This is a genomic window from Streptomyces sp. NPDC107654 (genome assembly GCF_055639035.1).
The window spans coordinates 138,157-159,819 of record NZ_JBVKBI010000016.1 but is presented as its reverse complement, the minus strand read 5'-3'; the positions used below and the strand labels follow the sequence as shown (position 1 = coordinate 159,819).

1 protein-coding gene and 1 pseudogene are annotated in these 21,663 nt (G+C 74.8%); both read left to right on the top strand.

Annotated features, from left to right (window positions below):
- Nucleotides 1–90 precede the first annotated feature (90 nt).
- Nucleotides 91–11,088 (top strand): type I polyketide synthase, encoded by a 10,998-nt coding sequence (locus ACZ7N4_RS26605; RefSeq protein WP_471362268.1) that lies wholly within the window; start codon nt 91–93, stop codon nt 11,086–11,088.
- A 45-nt stretch (nt 11,089–11,133) separates the two neighbouring features.
- Nucleotides 11,134–21,621 (top strand): annotated as a pseudogene (locus ACZ7N4_RS26600) (type I polyketide synthase); the annotation flags it as partial.
- Nucleotides 21,622–21,663 lie beyond the last annotated feature (42 nt).

The following is a 21,663-nucleotide window of genomic DNA, read 5'->3' as shown; positions in this document are numbered from 1 at the left end:
GCCGTCGGCCACCGGGCCACCCAGCCGGCCATGTCCACGCCCGCCCCGCAGTCCACCTGACGCCTTAGCCCCACTAGGAGCTGACCCGCAATGGCGGATGAAAGCAAGCTTCGCGACTACCTCAAGCGCGTTCTCGCCGACGCGCGCCGCTCCCAGCAACGCGTCCGTGAACTTGAGGCCGAGAAGGCGGAGCCGATCGCGATCGTGGGCATGGCGTGCCGGCTGCCCGGCGGGGTGACCGACCCCGACGACCTGTGGCGACTCGTCCGCGAACGCGGCGACGGCGTCTCGGGGTTCCCGACCGACCGGGGCTGGGACCTGGAGGAACTGTTCGACGCCGACCCCGACAAAACGGGCAAGTCCTACGTCGACCAGGGCGGCTTCCTGCACGAGGCGGCCCTCTTCGACGCCGGACTGTTCGGAATCTCACCGCGCGAGGCGGTCGCGATGGATCCGCAGCAGCGGCTCCTCCTCGAGATGTCCTGGGAGGCGCTGGAGCGGGCCGGCATCGACGCGCTGACCCTCAAGGGCTCGGACACCGGTGTGTTCGTGGGCGTCATCAACGAGGGCTACGCCACCGGGGGCCCGGTCCCGCCGGAGCTGGAGGGCTTCACCGGCACCGGGACCACCGGAAGCGTGGCCTCGGGCCGCATCTCGTACGTCTTCGGTCTCGAAGGTCCCGCCGTCACCGTGGACACCGCCTGCTCCTCCTCCCTGGTCGCCATGCACCTCGCCGCGCAGGCCCTGCGGCGCGGGGAGTGCTCCATGGCCCTGGCCGGCGGTGCCACCGTCATGGCCGGCCCCGGTATGTTCATGCAGTTCTCCCGGCAGCGTGCGCTGGCCGCCGACGGCCGCTGCAAGTCGTACGCTGATGCGGCCGACGGTACCGGCTGGGCCGAGGGCGCGGGCGTGGTCGTCCTGGAGCGCCTGTCCGACGCCCGCCGCAACGGCCACCGCGTGCTGGCCGTCGTCCGCGCGTCGGCCGTCAACCAGGATGGCGCCTCCAACGGCCTGACCGCCCCCAACGGTCCCTCCCAACAGCGTGTCATCCGCAAGGCACTGTCCGAAGCCGGCCTGACCCCGGCGGACGTGGACGTGGTCGAGGGCCACGGCACCGGCACGGTCCTCGGCGACCCGATCGAGGCCCAGGCCCTCCTCGCCACCTACGGCCAGGACCGCGAACGTCCGCTGCTGCTGGGCTCGTTGAAATCCAACATCGGCCACACGCAGGCCGCCGCCGGTGTCGCCGGCGTCATCAAGATGGTCCAGGCGATGAGGTACGGCGTCCTCCCCGCCACGCTCCACGTCGACACCCCCTCCTCCCAGGTCGACTGGTCCGCCGGCGCCGTCGAGCTGCTGACCGAGGAGCGGGACTGGCCCCGGACCGGCCGCCCCCGCCGGGCCGGCGTCTCCTCGTTCGGCGTCAGCGGCACCAACGCCCACCTGATCCTGGAAGAGCCCGCGGAGGAACCGCGGGCTGTGGAGCCGGTGCCCCCGGCCGACGGCGTGGTCCCCCTGGTGGTGTCGGCGGCCTCCGAGGCGGCCCTGGCGTCCCAGGCCGGCCGCCTGGCCCCGTTCACCACCGGCTCGGACGCCTCCCTGCCGGACCTCGCGGCCGCTCTCGTCTCCCAGCGGGCACTGCTCGGCGAACGGGCCGTGGTCGTCGCCGGATCGCGCGAGGAAGCGGCGGCCGGCTTGGCCGCGCTCGCGAACGGCGAGAGTCATCCCGCGGTGGTGACCGGCGCCGAGGGCGCGGCGTCCGGGCGGACGGTTCTGGTCTTTCCGGGTCAGGGGTCGCAGTGGCTGGGGATGGGCCGGGAGTTGCTGGAGTCCTCGCCGGTGTTCGCGGAGCGGGTCGGGGAGTGTGCCCGGGCCTTGGAGCCGTGGGTGGACTGGGACCTGACGGCCGTCCTGCGCGGTGATGTCGATCTGCTGGACCGGGTGGACGTCGTCCAGCCGGCGAGTTTCTCCGTGAACGTCGCTCTGGCGGCGGTGTGGGCGTCGGTGGGTGTCGTGCCGGACGCGGTGGTCGGTCACTCCCAGGGCGAGATCGCCGCCGCGTGTGTGGCCGGGGCGTTGTCGCTGGAGGATGCGGCGCGGATCGTGGCCGTACGCAGTCAGGTGATCGCCGGTGAACTGGCGGGCCGGGGCGGTATGGCGTCGGTGGCGCTGTCCGAGGTCGAGGCGGCCGCGCGGATTGCCGCCTGGGGCGGGCGGGTTGAGGTCGCGGCGGTCAACAGCCCCACGTCCGTGGTGATCGCCGGTGACGCCGAAGCGTTGGACGAGGCGCTGGCCGCGTTGGAGGCCGACGGTGTCCGGGTCCGGCGGGTCGCGGTGGACTACGCCTCGCACACCCGTCATGTCGAGGCGATCGAGGCCGCGTTGGGGAACGCGTTCGCCGACATCCGTAGTCAGGCGCCGTTGGTGCCGTTCTTCTCGACCGTGACCGGTGAGTGGGTGCGTGAGGCGGGTGTCCTCGACGGCGGTTACTGGTACCGCAACCTCCGCAGCCAGGTCCGTTTCGGCCCGGCTGTCGAGGCGCTCCTCGCCGAGGGTCACACGGTGTTCGTCGAGTCCAGCGCCCACCCGGTCCTCGTCCAGCCGGTCAACGAGATCGTGGACGAGGCGGCGGGGGAGTCGGACACGGTTGTCACCGGCTCGCTGCGTCGTGAGGAGGGCGGGCTTCGGCGGCTGTTGATGTCGATGGCCGCGGTGTTCGTCAAGGGCGTGGCGGTCGACTGGACGGCCGTGCTGCCCGAAGGCAGCGGCGGCGCGCAGGTGGACCTGCCGACGTACGCGTTCGACCACCGGCACTACTGGCTCCGGCTGAACGGAGCGACCGACGCCACGGCCCTCGGGCAGGCACCGACGGACCACCCGTTGCTCGGCGCGGTCGTGGAAGTGCCCGAGACCGGCGGTGTCCTGTGCACCTCGCGGTTGTCCCTGCGCACGCACCCCTGGCTGGCGGACCACACCGTCGGCGGGGTGGTCCTCGTCCCCGCCGCGGCCCTGGTCGAGCTGGCCGTACGGGCCGGTGACGAGGTCGGCTGCGGAACCGTGGACGAACTCACGGTCGCCGCCCCGCTGGTGCTGCCGGAGCAGGGCGGGGTGCGCGTCCAGGTCGCCGTCGGCGGCGCGGACGAGAGCGGCTGCCGCACGGTCACCCTGTACTCGACACGCGAGGACGCCACCGAGGTGGTCGGAGCGGAGGCCTGGGTCCGGCACGCCACCGGTGTGCTGACGGCGACGCCCAAGCCCGGCGAGAGCCCGCAGGGCGACTTCGGCGCCTGGCCGCCGGCCGGCGCCCGGCGCGTCGACGTGGAGGCGCTGTACGGGGGACTGGCCCGTCGCGGTTACGCGTACGGACCCGCCTTCCAGGCCGTACGGGCACTCTGGCGGCTCGGTGACGAGATCCTCGCCGAGGTCGCCGTACCCGAGGACGAGCGGGAGGACGCCCAGCGGTTCGGGCTGCACCCGGCGCTGCTGGACGCCGCCCTGCACCCGGCCCTGCTGGACGCCGCCCTGCACCCGGCCCTGCTCGACGCGGCCGTGGCCGACGGCGGGCCCCGGGTGTGGCAGTACCCGACCTGGCGCGGCCTCGCACTGCACGCCGTCGGCGCCACGGCGCTGCGGGTGCGGATCACGCCGTTCGGCCGGGACGCGCTGGCGCTGGAGGCGGTCGACCAGGCCGGCGGACTGGTCCTGCGCGCGGACGCGGCGGAGCTACGACCACTCGTCGCCGCGCAGTTGGAGTCCGCCGCGGGTACGGCGAGCGACGACTCCCTGTTCCGCGTCGAATGGACCGCGCTGTCCGGAGCCGCCGGACCGGTGGGCGAGCAGCCGGTCTGGGCCGGGGTGCGGTCGGCCGCCGATGTCGCCGCCCTGGCGGAGGACGCCGCGGAGGGTGTCGCGGAGGAGCCGCCCGCGCTCGTCGTCCTGGAGGCCTCAGCCATCCATGACCAAGGGGCGGACGACCCGGCGCTGGCGCTGACGAACCGGGTCCTGGCGGCGGTGCAGGCCTGGCTGGCCGCTCCCGCGCTGGAGCCGACCCGGCTGGTGGTGGCCACCCGGGGGGCGGTGCCGGCCGGCGCCGACGGAGCGGTCACCGATCCGGCGGGCGGCGCGGTGTGGGGCCTCATCCGGGCCGCGCAGTCCGAGAACCCGGACCGCATCGTGCTCCTGGACCTCGACCCCGGCCTCGCCCTCGACCCACCTTTCGGCCTCGACCCCGCCCCCAAACGCCTCAGCCCCGAAGACCCCACCTCCGAACACCGCACCCCCGATCGACTCACCCTCGATCACCTCACCCCCGAACTCACCCCTCTACTCGGCCACCTGACGACCGACACCGAGCCCGAGCTGGCCCTGCGCGGTGGGACGCCGTACATCCCGCGGCTCGCCCGCGCCGGCGCGGCCGGCGGCCCCGACCAAGGAGCCGCGCAGGGGCCCCGCGCGCTGGACCCGGAGGGCACCGTCCTGATCACCGGCGGTACCGGATCGCTCGGCGGCCTGCTGGCCCGGCACCTGGTCGCCCGCCACGGCATCCGCCACCTCGTCCTCGCCAGCCGCCGCGGCCAAGCCGCCGACGGGGCGGCGGAGCTGGTCGCGGAACTCACCGGGCTCGGCGCCGTCGACGTCACGGTGGCCGCCTGCGACGTCACGGACCGCGACGCGGTCGCCGCGCTGCTGACCGAGGTCCGCCGGAGCGGACGCCCGCTGACCGGGGTCGTGCACACCGCCGGCATCGCCGACGCCGGAGTGATCGGCACCATCCGTCCCGAGCAGGTCGCGGGCGTCTTCGCGCCGAAGGTGACCGCCGTACGGCACCTGGACGAGCTGACCCGTGAACTCGCCCCCGAGCTGGCCGCGTTCGTCGTCTTCTCCTCCGTCTCCTCCGTCTTCCTCGGCGCGGGCACCGGCAGTTACGCGGCGGCCAATGCCTTCCTGGACGCCGTGGCCCACCAGCGCCGCGCCGCGGGCCTGCCCGCCACCTCCCTCGCCTGGGGCCTGTGGGACCAGGCCACCGGCGGCATGGCGGCCGGCATGGACGACCTCACCCGCAGCCGCATGAACCGGCGCGGTGGTGTCCTGCCCATGTCCCCGGAGGAGGGCATGGACCTCTTCGACGCCGCCCTGCGCACCGGCGAGGCGCTGCTCGTCCCGGCCAAACTGGACCTGCGGCAACTGCGCACCGACGCCGGTGCCGGCCGGGCCGTCCCCACTCTCCTGCGCGGCCTGGTGCGCACCGGCCGGCAGACCGTGCGGGCCGCGGCCGGCGACAGCGGCGGCGGCCTGACGGACCGCCTCGCCGGACTGGGCGCGGCGGAGCAGGAGGCGCTGCTGCTGGAGCTGGTGCGCACGCACGCGGCGACCGTGCTCGGCCACGCCGGTCCCGAGGGTGTCAAGCCGGACACGGCGTTCCGGGACTCCGGGTTCGACTCGCTCACCTCGGTGGAACTGCGCAACCGGCTCCGCGAGGCCACCGGCCTCAAGCTGGCGGCCACGGTCGTCTTCGACCACCCGAACCCGCTGGCCCTGGCCCGTCACCTGCACGGGGAGCTGGGCGAGACGGCGGCGACCGCTCCGGCACCGGCGACGGCACCCGCACTCGCCGATCCGGACGAGCCGATCGCGATCGTCGGCATGGCGTGCCGGCTGCCCGGTGGTGTCAACAGCCCGGAAGAGCTGTGGCGGTTGGTGTTCGAGGGCCGCGACGCGATGTCCGGTTTCCCCGACGACCGAGGCTGGGACCTGAGCGGCTTCTTCAGCGACGACCCGGACCAGGCCGGCACGTCCTACGTGAGCCAGGGCGGCTTCCTCTACGACGCCGCCCTGTTCGACGCCGGCTTCTTCGGCATCTCCCCGCGTGAGGCGCTGGCGATGGACCCGCAACAGCGGCTCCTCCTCGAAACGTCCTGGGAGGCACTGGAGAGGGCCGGTATCGACCCGCTCTCCCTGAAGGGCACGGACGTCGGCGTCTTCTCCGGCCTGATGGGCCAGGGCTACGGCACCTCCGGCCCGGTCCCGCCCGAGCTGGAGGGCTTCACCGGCACCGGAGGCATGGGCAGCGTGGCCTCCGGCCGCGTCGCCTACGTCTTCGGTTTCGAGGGTCCGGCCGTCACCGTGGACACCGCCTGCTCCTCCTCCCTGGTCGCCATCCATCTCGCAGCCCAGGCCCTGCGGGGCGGCGAGTGCTCGATGGCCCTGGCCGGCGGCGCCACCGTCATGGCCACGCCGGGCACCTTCGTCGAGTTCTCCCGGCAGCGGGGCCTCGCTTCGGACGGCCGCTGCAAGTCGTACGCCGATGCGGCCGACGGCACGGGCTGGGCCGAGGGCGCGGGTGTGGTCGTGCTGGAGCGGCTGTCGGAGGCGCAGCGCAAGGGGCACCGGGTGCTGGCGGTGGTGCGGGGCAGCGCGGTGAACCAGGACGGCGCGTCCAACGGCCTGACCGCCCCCAACGGTCCGTCACAGCAGCGGGTGATCCGCAAGGCGTTGGCGGCGGCCGGGCTGACTCCGGCGGACGTGGACGCGGTGGAGGGTCACGGCACCGGCACCGTCCTCGGCGACCCGATCGAGGCCCAGGCCCTCCTCGCCACCTACGGCCAGGACCGCGAACAGCCCCTGTGGCTCGGCTCGTTGAAGTCCAACATCGGACACACCCAGATGGCCGCGGGCGTGGCCGGCGTGATCAAGATGGTCCAGGCCATGCGGCACGGCGTCCTGCCCGCCACCCTGCACGTCGACACCCCGACCTCCCAGGTCGACTGGTCGGACGGAGCGGTCGAACTGCTGACGGAGACCCGCGAGTGGCCGGACGTGAACCGGCCGCGCCGCGCCGGTGTCTCCGGCTTCGGCGTCAGCGGCACGAACGCCCACGTGATCCTGGAACAGGCACCGGAGGAGCCCGCCACCGAGCCGGTCACCCCGGTCGACGGCATGGTGCCGCTGCTCGTCTCCGCGCGGAGCACCGGCGCCCTTGCCGGGCAGGCGGGACGACTGGCGCGGTTCATTGGCCGAACGAACCTTCCCCTGACGGCCGTTGCGGGTGCCCTGGTGTCCCGGAGGGCGGTGCTGTCCGAGCGGGCCGTGGTCGTCGCCGGGTCGCCGGAGGAAGCGGTGTCCGGACTGGAGTCGGTGACGGCCGGCGAACCCTCACCGTTCGTCGTCACGGGCACGGACACCGGCGGCAGGACCGTGTTTGTGTTCCCGGGCCAGGGGTCACAACGTGTCGGTATGGGCCGGGAGCTGTACGCACGGTATCCCGTGTTCACACGCGCTCTGGACGATGCGTGCGCCGCCCTCGACGGGCAACTGGGTGCGGGCCACTCGGTCAGGGACGTGGTCTTCGGTGCCGCGGGTGACGGTCTGCTGGACCAGACGGTGTTCACGCAGGCCGGGTTGTTCGCGGTGGAGTCGGCGCTGTTCCGGCTGGTGGAGTCCTGGGGTGTGCGGCCGGACGTGGTGGCCGGGCACTCCATCGGTGAGGTCGTGGCCGCTCACGTAGCCGGGGTGTTGTCGCTGGAGGATGCGGCGGCTCTGGTGGCGGCGCGGGGTCGGCTGATGCAGGCCCTTCCGTCGGGCGGTGCGATGGTGGCGGTTGCCGCGACCGAGGCGGAGGTCGCCGAACACCTCGGTGACGGGGTGGATTTGGCGGCGGTGAACGCACCTGGCTCGGTCGTGCTGTCCGGTGACGAGACGGCTGTCCTGGCGGTGGCGGAGAAGCTGCGTGAGCAGGGCCGCCGGGTGAAGCGGCTGACCGTCTCGCACGCCTTCCATTCGGCGCTGATGGAGCCGATGCTGTCGGACTTCGCCGCTGCCTTGTCGGGGCTGTCCTGGAACGAGCCGACGATCCCGGTGGTGTCGAACGTGACGGGCCGGCTCGCCGAGCCGGGACAGTTGAGCGACCCGGCGTACTGGGTGGACCACGTCCGCCGTCCCGTCCGTTTCGCGGACGGCATCGGCGCCACGGGCGGATCGGTGTTCCTGGAACTCGGCCCCGGCGGCGCCTTGACCGGTGCCATCGCGGAGTCGTCCGGCGGGGACGCGGTGAGTGTGGCCGCCCTGCGTGACGAGCGGGACGAGGCGCAGACCCTCCTGTCGGCCGTGGCGCATCTCTTCGTACGCGGAGCGAAGGTGGACTGGGGGGCCACGCTCCCGAAGGGCGCCACCGAGGCGCGTGTGGACCTGCCGACGTACGCCTTCGAGCACCGGCACTACTGGCTGCGGACGGCTCCTGCCACGGATGCGGAGGCGCTGGGTCAGAGCGCGGCCGACCATCCGTTGCTGGGTGCGGTCGTGGAGGTCCCCGAGACCGGTGGACTCCTGTGCACGTCGCGGTTGTCGCTGCGTACGCATCCGTGGCTGGCGGACCATGCCGTCGGCGGGGTGGTTCTGGTGCCCGGCACCGGGCTGGTCGAGCTCGCGGTGCGCGCCGGTGACGAGGCCGGGTGCGGAGTGCTGGAGGAGCTGGTCATCGAGGCGCCTTTGGTCGTGCCCGAGCAGGGCGGTGTCCGGGTCCAGGTCGCCGTCGGCGGACCGGACGAGGAGGGCTCGCGGACGGTGGCGGTCTACTCGGCCCGCGAGGACACCGCGGGTGAGATCGGTGCCGACGCCTGGACCCGCCACGCCACCGGCACCCTCACCACCACGGCCCCGGCGCCCGGCGGCACGTTCGACTTCACCGCCTGGCCGCCGCCCGGCGCCGAGCGGGTCGAGGTGGACGTCGACGCCTTCTACTCAGGGCTCATCGAGAAGGGGTACACGTACGGCCCGGTGTTCCAGGGGCTGCGGGCGGTGTGGCGGCGCGGCGGCGAGGTGTACGCCGAGGTCGCCGTGCCGGACGGGCAGCGCGAGGAAGCGGCCCGGTTCGGCATCCACCCCGCCCTGCTGGACGCCGCCCTGCACGCCAACGGATTCGTCACCCCGGAGGAGGAAACCGCTTCCGGCCCCACCGCTCCCGGGGCCACGCCGCGCACAGTCCTGCCGTTCGCCTGGAACCGGCTCGCGCTGCACGCGGCGGGCGCCTCGGCGCTGCGCGTGCGGGTGGCGCCGTCCGGGCCCGACACGGTGACGGTGCAGGCCGCCGACGAAACCGGTGCGCCGGTGCTGACCACCGACTCCCTGGTGTTCCGCGAGGTCAGCGCCGAGCAACTGGAGGCCGCGGCCGGCGCGCCCGGCGGGGACGCGCTGTTCCGCGTGGAATGGGCGGACGTCACCGTGCCCGTCCGCACGGGCGGCCCGGTTCCCGACTGGGCGTGGGTCGCCACCACCGCCGACCTGGCCGGCGCGGCCGCCGGTGACACCGTGCCGCAGGTGCTGGCCGTACCGGCCGACGGCTGGGACGACGACACCCTGGACGACGACCCGCTGGAGCGCACCGACCGGGTGCTGGGCGTCCTCCAGGCATGGCTGGCCGAGGAACGGCTCGCCGACTCCCGGCTCGTGGTCGTGACCCGGGGCGCGGTACCCGCCGCCGGTGAGGAGACCGTCGCCGACCCCGCGGGGGCGGCCGTGTGGGGACTCGTGCGGGCCGCCCAGGCGGAGAACCCCGACCGGATCACGATCGTCGACACGGACGTCCCGCCGGCCGACGACGCGTCCCTCTCCGCCCTCCTCGCCACCGCCACCGCGGCCGCCGGGGCCGGTGAACCGCAGCTCGCGCTGCGCGGTACGACCCTGCGCGCACCGCGCCTGGTGCGCGCCACCCCCGCACGCCCCGCCGCCGGGCACGCGGGCTGGGATACGGACGGCACGGTCCTCGTCACCGGCGGCACCGGCTCGCTCGGCGCCCTGCTGGCCCGGCACCTGGTCGAGCGGCACGGCGTACGGCACCTGCTGCTGGCGAGCCGGCGCGGACCGGACGCCGAGGGTGCGCGGGACCTGGTCACCGAGCTGACCCGGCTCGGAGCGGAGACCGTACGGGTGGCCGCCTGCGACATCGCCGACCGGGACGCGGTCGCCGCCCTGCTGGACTCCGTACCCGGCGACCACCCGCTGACCGCCGTCCTGCACACCGCGGGCGTCCTGGACGACGGCGTGATCGGCACCCTCGACCGGGAGCGCCTGGACCGCGTCTTCGCGCCGAAGGCCGTGGCCGTACGCCATCTGGACGAGCTGACCCGCGGCCTGGACCTGACCACGTTCGCCGTCTTCTCCTCCGCCTCCGGCCTGTTCGGCTCGGCCGGCCAGGGCAACTACGCCGCCGCCAACGCCTGGCTGGACGCGGCGATGGCCCGGCGCCGGGCGGCCGGACTGCCCGCGCTGTCCCTGGCCTGGGGGCCCTGGAAGCAGACCACCGGGATGACCAGCGGCACCGAGGCCGCGGCCCGTACCCGCGGCAACCGGCGCGGCGGCATCCTGCCGCTGGCCCCGCAGGAGGGCCTGGCCCTCCTCGACGCGGCCCTGGCAGGCGACGACACGCTGCTCGTGCCGGTCAAGCTGGACCTCAGGGCCGTCCGCGCCGAAGCGGCCACGGGCGCCGGAGTGCCGCCGCTGCTGCGCCAACTCGTCCGCTCCGGACGGCAGTCGGCACGCGCGGCCGCCGCCGGAGACGGCGGGGACGCGCTGCTGCGCCGGCTGGCCGGACTGGACCGCGAGCGGCAGGAGGCCGTGCTGCTGGACCTCGTCCGCGGCCACGTCGCCAGTGTGCTCGGCCACGCGGGAGCGGACGGCGTCGGGGCCGGGACGGCGTTCAAGGACGCCGGGTTCGACTCCCTCACCTCCGTGGAACTGCGCAACCGGCTGCGCGCCGCGACCGGCGTCAACCTCTCCGCCACCGTCGTCTTCGACTACCCCACCCCGCTCGCCCTCGCCCGCCACCTGCACGGCGAACTCGCCCCCGAGGGCGCGGCAGGGCAGCGGCCGGCGGCGGAGGCCGACGAGGAAAGGCTGCGCCACGCGCTGCTCACCCTCCCGCTGGAGCGGTTCCGGGAGGCCGGCCTGCTGGACGCGCTGGTGGAACTGACCGCCCTGGAACCCGGCGCACCCGCGCCCGGCGACCCGGACACCGAGCGGGGCGCGCTGGCCGACCTCGACGTCGACGACCTCGTCCACCTCGCGCTCGGCGACAGCGAAACCCTCGAAGGCTGACGCGGCACACGACAGATTGGGGCAGGGAAAGTGAGTGCTTCCTACGAGAAGCTTGTCGAGGCGCTGCGCAAGTCGCTCGAAGAGGTCGGCACGCTGAAGAAGCGGAACCAGCAGCTGCTGTCCGCCTCGCGCGAACCGATCGCGATCGTCGGCATGGCCTGCCGGCTCCCCGGCGGCGCCGACACACCCGAACAGCTCTGGGAGCTGGTCGCCGAGGGCCGCGACGGAGTGTCGGGCTTCCCGGACGACCGCGGCTGGGACCTCGACACGCTGCTGGACGCCGACCCCGAGAAGACCGGCACCTCCTACGTCGACCAGGGCGGGTTCCTGCGGGGCGCCGGGCGGTTCGACGCGGAGTTCTTCGGGATCTCCCCGCGCGAGGCGCTGGCGATGGACCCGCAGCAGCGGCTCCTCCTCGAAACGTCCTGGGAGGCACTGGAGCGGGCCGGCATCGATCCCCTGTCGTTGAAGGGCACGGACGTCGGTGTCTTCAACGGCATCATGGGCGTCGACTACTTCGCCGGAGGGAGCGTCCCGCCCGAACTGGAGGGCTTCACCGGCACCGGCGCGGCGTCCAGCGTGGCCTCCGGCCGCATCTCCTACGTGTTCGGGTTCGAGGGCCCCGCCGTCACCCTCGACACCGCGTGCTCGTCCTCCCTGGTCGCCATCCACCTCGCCGCGCAGGCGCTGCGCCGCGGCGAGTGCTCCATGGCCCTGGCGGGCGGCGCCACCGTCATGGCCACACCCGGTCTGTTCATCGACTTCTCCCGGCAGCGGGGCCTCGCCGCCGACGGCCGCTGCAAGGCCTACTCGTCCACCGCCGACGGCACCGGCTGGGCGGAGGGCGCCGGAGTCGTCGTACTGGAACGGCTGTCGGAGGCGCAGCGCAAGGGCCATCGGGTGCTCGCCGTCGTGCGCGGCACAGCGGTCAACCAGGACGGCGCCTCCAACGGCCTCACCGCCCCCAACGGTCCCTCACAACAGCGCGTGATCCGCAAGGCGTTGGCGGCGGCCGGGCTGACGCCGGCGGACGTCGACGCGGTGGAGGGCCACGGCACCGGAACGACCCTCGGCGACCCGATCGAGGCCCAGGCCCTCCTCGCCACCTACGGCCAGGACCGCGAACGTCCGCTGTGGCTCGGTTCGTTGAAGTCCAACATCGGCCACACCCAGGCCGCCGCGGGTGTCGCCGGCGTCATCAAGATGATCCAGGCCATGCGGCACGGCGTCCTCCCGGCCACCCTCCACGTGGACGAACCGTCCCCCCGCGTCGACTGGGAAGCGGGCGCCGTACGGCTCCTCACGCAGGCCCGCGAGTGGCCGGACGCGGACCGGCCGCGCCGCGCCGGCGTCTCGGGCTTCGGCGTCAGCGGCACCAACGCCCACGTGATCCTGGAGCAGGCACCGGAGGAACCCCCTGCCCAGCCGGTGGCCCCCACCGACGGCCCCGTACCGGTCGTCGTGTCGGCACGGAACACCGCCTCCCTGGCCACCCAGGCGGGACGACTCGCGGACTTCCTCACCGGGACCGGCACCGGCGCCCCGCTGGCCGTCGTCGCCGGAGCGCTGGTGTCGCGACGGGCGGTCCATGCCGAACGGGCCGTGGTGCTCGCCGAGTCGCGTGAGGAGGCGGTGACCGGGCTGCGGGCACTGTCCGAGGGGGAGACGGCACCTTCGGCGGTCGTGGGCACGGGGGCCGACGGGAAGACGGTGTTCGTCTTCCCCGGACAGGGATCGCAACGGGTCGGCATGGGGCGGGAGTTGTACGCCATGTACCCCGTCTTCGCGCAGGCCTTGGATGACGCCTGTGCTGCATTGGACGCACAGCTGCGTCTGGAACAGTCGGTCAGGGACGTGGTCTTCGGTGCCGCGGGTGACGGTGCGCTGGACCGGACGGTGTTCACGCAGGCCGGGTTGTTCGCGGTGGAGTCGGCGTTGTTCCGGCTGGTGGAGTCGTGGGGCGTACGGCCGGACGTGGTGGCAGGGCATTCGATCGGTGAGGTCGTCGCGGCGCATGTGGCCGGTGTGCTGTCGCTGGAGGATGCGGCGGCTCTGGTGGCGGCGCGGGGTCGGCTGATGCAGGCCCTTCCGTCGGGCGGTGCGATGGTGGCGGTCGCCGCGACCGAGGCGGAGGTCGCCGAACACCTCGGTGACGGGGTGGACTTGGCGGCGGTGAACGCGCCCGGCTCGGTCGTGCTGTCCGGTGACGAGACGGCTGTCCTGGCAGTGGCGGAGAAGCTGCGCGAGCAGGGCCGTCGGGTGAAGCGGCTGACCGTCTCGCACGCCTTCCACTCGGCGCTGATGGAGCCGATGCTGTCGGACTTCGCCGCGGCCTTGTCGGGGTTGTCCTGGAACGAGCCGACGATGCCGGTGGTGTCGAACGTGACGGGCCGGCTCGCCGAGCCGGGGCAGTTGAGCGATCCGGCGTACTGGGTGGACCACGTCCGCCGTCCCGTCCGTTTCGCGGACGGCATCGGCGCCACGGGCGGATCGGTGTTCCTGGAACTCGGCCCCGGCGGCGCCCTGACCGGTGCCATCGCGGAGTCGGCGGCGGAGGACGCCGTGAGCGTGCCGGCACTGCGCGACGAGCGCGGTGAGGCGCAGACCCTCCTCTCGGCCGTGGCCCGTCTCTTCGTACACGGGACCAAGGTGAACTGGGGGGCCACGCTCCCCGAGGGCGCCGCCCAGGCGCACGTGGACCTGCCGACGTACGCCTTCGACCACCAGCACTACTGGCTCCCGGCACCCAGCCCCCTCATGGACGCCGCCGCCCTGGGGCAGGGGCCGGCGGATCACCCGCTGCTGGGCGCGGTGGTGCCCTTGCCGCAGTCGGACGGGCTGGTCCTCACCTCCCGGCTGTCCCTGCGCACGCACTCCTGGCTGGCCGACCACGCCATCGGAGGAGTGGTGCTCGTGCCCGGTACCGGGCTGGTGGAGCTGGCCGTACGGGCCGGTGACGAGGTGGGCTGCGGAGTGCTGGAGGAGCTGGTGATCGAGGCTCCACTGGTCGTGCCCGAGCAGGGTGCCGTGCGCGTCCTGGTCGCGGTCGGCGGGCCGGACGAGACCGGTGGCCGCAGTGTGGAGGTGTACTCCACCCGTCAGGAGGCCGGGGCGGAGAGCGGGCCGGACGCCTGGACCCGGCACGCCTCCGGCAGACTCACCACGACCGCCCCCGCGACGGACGGCACGTTCGACTTCACCGCCTGGCCCCCGCCCGGCGCCCGGCAGGTCGACATCTCCGACGGCTACGAGAAGCTGACGCGCGCGGGATACGGCTACGGCCCGGCGTTCCGGTGCGTGCGGAAGGTCTGGCGGCGCGACGACGAGCTGTTCGCCGAGGTCGTCGTACCGCAGGAACAGCGGGACGCCGCCGCCGGGTTCGGCATGCACCCGGCACTGCTCGACGCCGCGCTGCACGCGAGCATCCTGGACGCGGCGGCCGAGGTCTTTGACGCTTCCGTGGCGGAGCGGGAGGCGGTGGTGCGGCTGCCGTTCGCCTGGAACGGGCTCACGCTGCACGCCTCCGGTGCCGCGTCGGTCCGGGTACGGCTGCTGCGGCCCGACCCGGACACGCTGTCGCTGGAAGCCGTGGACGACACCGGCGACCTGGTGCTGACGCTGGACTCGCTGGTCTCGCGGGCCGTCTCAGGCGAGCAGCTCGAAGCGGCGGCCGGCGCGCCCGGCACCGACGCGCTGTACCGGGTGGAGTGGAGCGAGCTGCCCCCCGTGTCGGGCACCGGTGCAGGAGCCGGTGTGGCGTCGGTGGTCGACGCCCGTGCGGCCGGGGAGACCCCGGTGGCGCTGGTGGGCCGGGTGCTGGAGACCCTGCAGGCGTGGCTCGCGGACGACCAGGCCGCCGAGGACGGCCGGCTGGTCGTGGTGACCCGGGGTGCGGTGCCGGCCGGGGGCGAGGAGGCGGTCACCGATCCCGGCGGGGCGGCCGTGTGGGGGCTCGTGCGGGCCGCACAGGCGGAGAACCCCGACCGGATCGTCCTCGTCGACACCGAGACGGACGAGGTGGACCTCGACGCGGTACTGGCGACCGGTGAACCGCAAGTTGCGGTCCGTTCGCGCGCGTTGTACGTGCCGCGTCTCGTCCGGGCCGCCGGGGCCGGCTCGGCCGGGCCGGCGCTCGACCCGGACGGTACGGTCCTGATCACCGGCGGCACCGGTTCCCTGGCCGGGCTGCTCGCCCGGCACCTGGTGACCCGGCACGGCATCCGGCACCTCGTCCTCGTCAGCCGGCGCGGCCCGGAGGCCGAGGGGGCGCGGGAGCTGGTGGCGGAGCTGAGGGCGCTGGGCGCCGAGTCGGTCGCCGTGCCAGCCTGTGACGTGACCGACCGGGACGCGGTGGCGGCCCTGCTGGCCGGGCTGACCGGGCCCGGGAAGCCCCGGCTGGCCGCCGTCGTCCACGCGGCCGGTGTGTTCGACGCGGGCGTGGTCGCGGAGATCGACCCCGCACGGCTGGAACGGGTGTTCGCGCCGAAGGTGACGGCCGTGGAGCACCTGGACGCGCTGACCCGGGAACTCGTCCCGGACCTGGACGTGTTCGTCACCTACTCGTCGGTCTCCGGTGTCTTCCTCGGTGCGGGGACCGGCAGTTACGGCGCCGCCAACGCCTGCATGGACGCGTTGACGGCGCGCCGCCGGGCGGCCGGATTTCCGGCGCAGTCGCTCGCCTGGGGCCTGTGGGAGCAGACCACCGGCATGGGCGCCGGCCTGGACGAGCTGTCCCGCAGCCGCATGAGCCGCCGGGGTGGCGTGCTGGCCCTCGGCGCCGAGGAGGGCATGGAGCTGTTCGACGCGGCGCTGGGCAGCGGGCACACCCTGCTCGTGCCGGTCAGACTGGACCTGCGCGCGCTGCGGGCCGACGCCACCGGCGGGACCACCGTGCCGCCGCTGCTGCGCGGGCTCGTCCGCGCGGGACGGCGTGCCGCGCGCGGGACCGGACGCGAGGGCCGGGACGGACTGGCCGGGCGGCTGGCCGGGCTGGCCCCCGCCGAGCGGGAGGCACTGCTCCTCGACCTCGTCCGCACCCACGTCGCGAACGTCCTCGGGCACGCCGGACCCGAGCGGGTCAGGGCCGAGACGGCGTTCAAGGACGCCGGTTTCGACTCGCTCACCTCCGTCGAACTGCGCAACCGGCTCCGCGAGGCCACCGGCCTCAACCTGCCCGCCACCGCCGTCTTCGACTACCCGACCCCCCTCGCCCTGGCCCGGCACCTGCACGAGGAGTTCCAGGGCGTCACCCCGGCCGCCGCCGCGCCGGTGCCCGTGCGGCACGACCCGGACGAGCCGATCGCCGTGGTGGGCATGGCCTGCCGGCTGCCCGGCGGAGTCGGCAGCCCGGAGGAACTGTGGCGGCTGGTGCGGGAAGGACGCGACGGTGTCAGCGGGTTCCCCGCCGACCGCGGCTGGGACCTCGACGCGGTCTACGACGCCGACCCCGAGCACGCCGGGACGTCGTACGTCGGGCAGGGCGGCTTCCTGCACGAGGCGCCGCTGTTCGACCCGCTGTTCTTCGGGATCTCGCCGCGTGAGGCGGTCGCCATGGACCCGCAGCAGCGGCTGCTGCTGGAGACCTCCTGGGAGGCGCTGGAGCGGGCCGGTATCGACCCGACCGCGCTCAAGGGCAGCGACGTCGGCGTGTTCAGCGGCATCATGGGCGTCGACTACTACTCCGGCGGCGAAGTACCGGAAGAGGTCGGCGGGTTCGCGCTGACCGGCGCCGGGGCCAGCGTGGCCTCCGGCCGGGTGTCGTACGTCTTCGGCTTCGAGGGCCCGGCGGTGACCGTCGACACCGCCTGCTCCTCCTCGCTGGTCGCCCTGCACCTGGCCGCGCAGGCGCTGCGGGGCGGCGAGTGCTCCCTGGCCCTCGCCGGTGGCTCCACGGTGATGGCCGGTCCGGGCATGTTCATGGAGTTCTCCCGGCAGCGGGCGCTGGCCCCGGACGGGCGGTGCAAGTCGTACGCCGACGCCGCCGACGGCACCGGCTGGGCCGAGGGCGCGGGCGTCGTCGTCCTGGAACGCCTCTCCGAGGCCCGGCGCAAGGGGCACCCGGTGCTCGCCGTGATCCGCGGCTCCGCCGTCAACCAGGACGGCGCCTCCAACGGCCTCACCGCCCCCAACGGGCCCTCCCAGCAGCGGGTCATCCGCAAGGCGCTCGCCGCGGCCGGGCTGGCCCCGGCGGACGTGGACCTCGTCGAGGGCCACGGCACCGGCACCGTCCTCGGCGACCCCATCGAGGCCCAGGCCCTGCTCGCGACGTACGGCAGGGACCGCGACCCCGAGCGGCCGTTGTGGCTCGGCTCGCTGAAGTCGAACATCGGACACGCCCAGGCCGCCGCCGGGGTGGCCGGCGTGATCAAGGCCGTACAGGCGCTGCGGCACCACGAGATGCCCGCCACCCTGCACGTCGACGCGCCCTCCTCCCAGGTCGACTGGTCGGCCGGTGCGGTGCGGCTGCTCACCGAGGCCCGCGTGTGGGCCGACCCGGGGCGACCGCGCCGGGCCGCGGTGTCCTCGTTCGGGCTCAGCGGCACCAACGCGCACGTCATCCTGGAGGAGGCCGACGACGTCGAGGAGAACGCGAGCGCGCCGCAGGCGGCCCCGGCCGGGCTCGTACCCCTCGTGGTGTCGGCCCGGGGCACCACGGCGCTCGCCGGGCAGGCCGCCCGGCTCGCCGCGTTCCTCGACACCACCGACGCGATGCCCGCCGAGGTCGCGGCGGCCCTGGTGACCCGGCGGGCCGTCCTGCCCGAGCGGGCCGTGGTCGTCGCCGGGACCCGTGAGGAGGCACTGGCCGGGCTGGGCGCGCTGGCCCGCGGCGAGCACAGCCCCGCCGTCGTGACCGGCGGCCCCGCCCCGGCCGCCGCCGGCAAGGTCGCCTTCGTCTTCCCCGGCCAGGGCGCCCAGTGGGCCGGCATGGGCGCCGAACTCCTCGACAGCTCACCGGTGTTCGCCGAGCGGATCGCCGAGTGCGCCCGAGCGCTGGAACCCTGGGTGGACTGGGAACTGGAGGACGTACTGCGCGGCCGGACACCGGCCGAACTGCTGCGGCGCGCCGACGTCGGGCAGTCGGCGGGCTTCGCCGTGATGGTCGGCCTCGCGGCCGTGTGGGCCGCGGCCGGCGTCGTCCCGGACGCGGTCGTGGGTCACTCGCAGGGCGAGATCGCCGCGGCCTGCGTCTCCGGAGCACTGCCGCTGGAGGAGGCCGCCCGGCTGGTGGCGCTGCGCGGCCAGGTGATCGCCGAGCGGCTGTCCGGGCACGGCGGCATGATCGCCGTGTCCCTGTCCGAGGCGGAGGCGGCCGCCGCCGTCGAACCCTGGGCGGGCCGCGTCCACCTCTCGGCGGTCAACAGCCCCTCCTCCGTCGTGGTGTCCGGCGACGCCGACGCCCTGGACGAGGTCCTCGCGGCACTGACGGCGCAGGGCGTCCGGACCCGGCGGATCGCGGTCGACTTCGCCTCCCACACCCCGCACGTGGATGCGGTGCGCGAACCCCTCGCCAAGGCGTTCGCCGACGTCCGCGGCCAGGCTCCCGTCATCCCCTTCCACTCCACCGTCACCGGCGAGCGCGTCACCGGGGCCGGTGTACTCGACGCCGACTACTGGTACCGGAACATACGCCGGCCGGTCCGCTTCGGCGCCGCCGTCGCCGACCTGCTGGAGACCGGGCACACCGTGTTCGTGGAGGTCGGCGCCCACCCGGTACTGGCTCCGGCGATCAGCGAGACCGCCGACGGCGCCGACGTGCTGGTCACCGGCACCCTGCGCCGCGACGACGGCGGCCCCCGGCGGCTGCTGGCCTCCCTGGCGGACCTGTTCGTCAAGGGCGTCCCCGTGGACTGGACGGCACTCCTGCGCGAGGGCACCGCCGCACGCGTGGACCTGCCGACGTACGCCTTCGACCACCAGCACTACTGGCTGCCCGCCCCGGCCGCCGCAGCGGACGCCGCCTCGCTGGGCCTGGCCGGCGCCGGCCACCCGCTCATCGGCGCGGTCGTCGAGGTGCCCGACACCGGCGGGGTGCTGTGCACCTCCCGGCTGTCCCTGCACAGCCACCCCTGGCTCGCCGACCACGCCGTGGGCGACGTCGTGCTGCTGCCCGGCACCGCACTGGTGGAGCTCGCCGTCCGCGCCGGCGACGAGGCCGGCTGCGCCACCCTGGACGAACTCGTCATCGAGGCACCGCTCGTCCTGCCCGCGCAGGGCGGCGTACGCGTCCAGGTCAGCGTCGGCGGACCCGACGACCACGGCGCCCGCACCGTCACCCTCCACTCCACGCCCGACGGCCCGGCCGGCACCGGCGGCTGGACCCGGCACGCCACCGGCGTCCTCACCCCGGCCCCCCGCACCCGCGCCGCCGCCCACCCCGACCTCACCACCTGGCCGCCGCCTGGCGCCGAACGCGTCGAGGTGACCCCGGAGGACTTCTACGCCGGACTGCGCGACCACGACTACCGCTACGGCCCCGTCTTCCGCGGCCTGCGCGCGGTGTGGCGGCGCGGCGAGGAACTCTTCGCCGAGATCGCCCTGCCCGAACAGCAGCGCGCCGCCGCAGCGGAGTTCGGCCTCCATCCCGCCCTGCTCGACGCAGCCCTGCACACCAAGGCGTTCCTGAGCAGCGGCGAACACCGCACGATGCTGCCCTTCGCCTGGAACGGGCTCACCCTGCACGCCGCCGGCGCCACGGCCCTGCGGCTCCGGGTCGCCCGGCCCGCGCCGGACGCGCTGTCCCTGGAGGCCGCCGACGAGACCGGCAGCCCGGTCCTCAGCGCGGACTCCCTGGTGTTCCGGCCGGTCACCCCCGAACAGCTGCGTACCAGCGGCGGCGGCGACATGCTGTTCGGCGTCGACTGGGTCCCGCTGCCCCGGCCCCAGGGCACCGAGGCCCCGTCCTGGCTGCGGCTGTCCACCGCGGAGGAGGTGGCGACCCTCGCCGAGGACGCCCAGGACGGCGCCGGGCTGCCCCGCGCCGTCGCCGTGGAGGCCGTGACCACAGGACGGGACGACACCCCGCTCGCCGTGACCGAGCGCGTCCTGGAGGTCGTCCAGACCTGGCTCGCCGGCGGCGGCCTGGAGGACACCCGGCTGGTGGTGCTCACCCGGGGCGCGGTGCCCGCGGGCGGTGACGAGACGGTCACCGACCCCGGCGGCGCGGCCGTCTGGGGACTGATCCGCGCCGCACAGGCCGAGAACCCCGACCAGATCGTCCTCCTCGACACCGGCACCGACACCGACGCCGAAGGCGCCGAGAACACCGGCGAGTTGCTGGGCGCGGTGCTCGCCACCGGTGAACCGCAGCTGGCGCTCCGCGACGGGGCGCTGTACGTGCCGCGGCTCGCGCGGAGGACCCCGGCCGGCCCCGCGGAACCGGCGCTGGACCCGGACGGCACGGTCCTGATCACCGGCGGCACCGGTTCCCTGGCCGGGCTGCTCGCCCGGCACCTGGTGACCCGGCACGGCATCCGGCACCTCGTCCTGGCCGGCCGGCGCGGCCCGGAGGCCGAGGGAGCACGGGAGCTGGTGGCGGAGCTGGAGGCGCTGGGCGCCGAGTCGGTCGCGGTGCCCGCGTGCGACACGACCGACCGGGACGCGGTCGCGGCACTGCTCACCGGGCTCGCCGCGCCCGGGAAGCCCCGCCTCACCGCCGTCGTCCACGCGGCCGGCCTGTACGACGCGGGCGTCGTCGGCGAGATCGAACCCGACCGGCTGGCGCGGGTGTTCGCGCCCAAGGTGACGGCCACCCGGCACCTGGACGAGCTGACCCGCGAACTCGCCCCGGACCTGGACGCGTTCCTCGCCTACTCCTCGGTCTCCGCGGTCTTCCTCGGCGCCGGCACCGGCGGTTACGCCGCCGCCAACGCCTGCATGGACGCGCTGATGGCCCTCCGCCGGGCGGCCGGGTTCCCGGCGCGGTCGCTCGCCTGGGGCCTGTGGGAGCAGACCACCGGCATGGCGGCCGGCGCCGACGAACGCGTCCGCGGCCGGCTCAGCCGCCGCGGCGGCGTCCTCGCCCTCACACCCGAGGAGGGCATGGAGCTGTTCGACGCGGCGCTGGGCAGCGACCACACCCTGCTCGTGCCGGCCAAGCTGGACCTGCGGGGCCTGCGCGCCGACGCCACCGCCGGGGCCGCCGTGCCGCCGCTGCTGCGCGGACTCGTCCGCGCCGGCCGGCAGTCGGCGCGGGCCGCCGTCACCGGGGACGAGCGGCGCCGGCTCGCCGAGCGCCTCGCCGGGCTGCCGGCGGGGGAGCGGGCCGAGGCCCTGCTGGAGCTGGTGCGCTCCCAGATCGGCGTCGTCCTCGGCTACGCCGACACCCACCGGGTCGACGCCGGCCAGGGCCTGTTCGAGATCGGTTTCGACTCGCTGACCGCGCTCGAACTGCGCAACCGGCTCGGCGAGCTGACCGGCACCAAGCTCGGCGCGGGCCTCGTCTTCGACCATCCGACCCCGGCGAGGATCGTCGCCCACCTGACCGAGCGCCTGTACGGCGAGGACACGGCCGGGCCCGTCGCCCTGTCCGTCTGAGGCGTCCACCACCCCACCGACCCCGAAGGGAGCAGATGACCG